We start from the raw sequence: 2,269 nt of genomic DNA, 5'->3' as shown, positions 1-2,269 counted from the left end.
CTCTTAGTATAAATTCGAGAAGTAGCGGAATATTTCCTTTTACTACCTACTGACTCCTCCGCAATACTGCCCGTTAGCTTAATGATAGTTCCTTATCTCAGGATTAATCGGTTATGAGTATATGTTCTTTTCAATCTCGGCTAAGGGTATATGTTCTTGTCTTCAGGCTTGGACAAGAACATATACCCTTACAACAAAAAAACCGCTGTTTAGGCGGTTTCCAATACATATATGTTGTTGTCCTCTGACAGAACTCCATTTTGTTTGACAATAATTCAAAAATCGATCTTTAGCAAACCTTGTACGGGGGGATTTACGCGCTGGTTTTGTATAATGGCAAAGTAAAAAGGGATACCTTGACTGGCTCCCCCCTTTATTATTAAATTCGCTTGTGATATTCAAGATTTATACTCCACAGAAAAGTCGTAATCAATCGATGTTATTTTCCCTCCAACCCATTTTACTGCATAGCGGAAGGGAATAAAAGATAGTCCTGAAAGCCTGACAACTTTTAAGTTAGTATACTCACCATTAAGAAAAATCTTATTTGTCGCTCTATCAATTTTTATGGACAATCCTTTTTTCGATAGGGTAAGGTTGTTGTTCTTGTCCACCTCAATATTTAACCCAAATGCCTTTGCAAAATCTTTAGCATAAAAATAGCTTTGGTTTTTAACAGAAATAAAACTATTTGCATAAGATAATGATTTTTTGTTGTTGTTTACAATTAATCCGTTGTCCATATTTGTATAAATAGTTCCCTCATCAGAGTACAGATTGCAATCCCATAAACGTTCATAATATTTGTAATAAGTATCAGTGTCTGTATACACATCTTTTACAAATATACAATGTGGTTCTGGCGCGAATTCGTTATAAATAACTTTTTCTTTGGTTACGCTGGAAGATCCTGAACCGCTCGAACCAGAGCTTCCTCCATTGTGATAGTGATACCCAGTGCAAAGTCCTTTTGCAATAGATTTTTCTGAACAGTTATGTCCTCCACTACTATCTGTACGCCCCGAGTGCGCCGTCGAAATCGATGGCATAATAAATACTGCCAAGAGACCGATCGTCAAAATTAAACTAATTACCTTTCGCATAATCCTAGCAACCCCCCATGTTATAATGCTTTCAAATTATACCAAAAGAATCCTAATGATGGATACATTAAGTTTTTTCTACTTCTAAAATCTAATTCCTACATTCTTTTTAAAATTATTTATATGATCATCTGGAACCATTATTAGAAGCGCATTCCACAACTTTTCTCCTGCTTCTTCATATTGATCATAACTTAGGGGCATTTGGGAGCTATATTCACGAATGTAAAATCCCATCTTCTAAATTGAATTCTGGTAACCATCCTAAATCCAAAATTAAACCTTTATCATATCTCACCTGAAGTATATCGTGTTTAAACGACCAGATTTGTTCTTCAAGAGGAGTCGTATCATCAAAATCAAAATCATTAAGGATTACTTGACCAGATTTAAAATCAATTTTTTCTAACATTGGTTACCTCCAATGATTATTATTTGATTTAACATACTTCCAAGCTATACTGCCCGTTATTTTAATAACAATCTCGCATACGAGCAAGCTCGGACTCGGGCAAATGCAATGTAAGCTTGTCTAACTCAGGGGAAGGATACCAATCATTCTCGATTTCACCACCATATTTTATTACGTGTGTGACAGTATATGCTGACATGTATAAGTTATGGTGAACAAACGGTTTTACCAGTATGCTCTCCCCCTGCTCCAAATGTTTCAAAACTAATTTGTTATCAGAGACATACTCCGTGTAAACCAGCCATCCTTTTTGGACAACATAAAATTCTCTAAGGGACTTATGATAATGGCTCTTCTGCCATCCGCCATTATTTGAAGCTTCCGTACGGATATACGAACTACCATCTGAACTAACCAGCCTGAATCGCCTTTCTCCGTTATCCATTTCTTGATGCAAAGTATCAATACCGAGCAAATGAGCTTCTTCCTCAGAGATCTGTTTAGGCATGAAAATCCCCAATCTATATTCTATATCTATCATTCATTAAGATACCTATTTTACCTGATTATTCTTTGACGCATACCGTTCTTGGAATTCAATTAACCTGCCCGTTTGCTCAACGAGTCTGCCGTTCCATGTTAGCAGCTTTGTTCTGTTGATTGTTACGCTATAGTTCCCCGTTAGCTTAATCTATCGTCTCAGTAAACAAGAGGGTTGTTCGCTGAATAAGAAGCTAAATCCAGAAACTCAACT

General features: G+C 36.4%; 3 protein-coding genes. All 3 read right to left on the bottom strand.

Translation table 11 applies throughout. The features are described from left to right. Nucleotides 1-398: 398 nt before the first annotated feature. The gene (locus HI950_RS35300) at nt 399-1,103 is read right to left on the bottom strand and encodes a YHYH domain-containing protein (protein ID WP_169091753.1); all 705 of its coding nucleotides are present in this window, start codon (nt 1,101-1,103) and stop codon (nt 399-401) included. 217 nt (nt 1,104-1,320) lie between these two features. Further along, nucleotides 1,321-1,515 (bottom strand): hypothetical protein, encoded by a 195-nt coding sequence (locus HI950_RS35295; protein ID WP_169091751.1) that lies wholly within the window; start codon nt 1,513-1,515, stop codon nt 1,321-1,323. Nucleotides 1,516-1,576: 61 nt separating this feature from the next. Then, nucleotides 1,577-2,023, bottom strand: coding sequence for a hypothetical protein (locus HI950_RS35290; RefSeq protein ID WP_169091749.1), 447 nt, complete (start codon nt 2,021-2,023; stop codon nt 1,577-1,579). Between the last annotated feature and the right edge of the window lie 246 nt (nt 2,024-2,269).

It is taken from the genome of Paenibacillus sp. PL91, from assembly GCF_012935325.2.
Taxonomy (GTDB): Bacteria; Bacillota; Bacilli; order Paenibacillales; family Paenibacillaceae; genus Pristimantibacillus.
This window is presented reverse-complemented; position numbering and strand designations above follow the sequence as displayed.

Coding starts and splice junctions, on each gene's coding strand:
- HI950_RS35290 (WP_169091749.1), bottom strand. CDS start 2,023: ATGCCTAAACAGATCTCTGAGGAAGAAGCTCATTTGCTCGGTATTGAT.
- HI950_RS35295 (WP_169091751.1), bottom strand. CDS start 1,515: ATGTTAGAAAAAATTGATTTTAAATCTGGTCAAGTAATCCTTAATGAT.
- HI950_RS35300 (WP_169091753.1), bottom strand. CDS start 1,103: ATGCGAAAGGTAATTAGTTTAATTTTGACGATCGGTCTCTTGGCAGTA.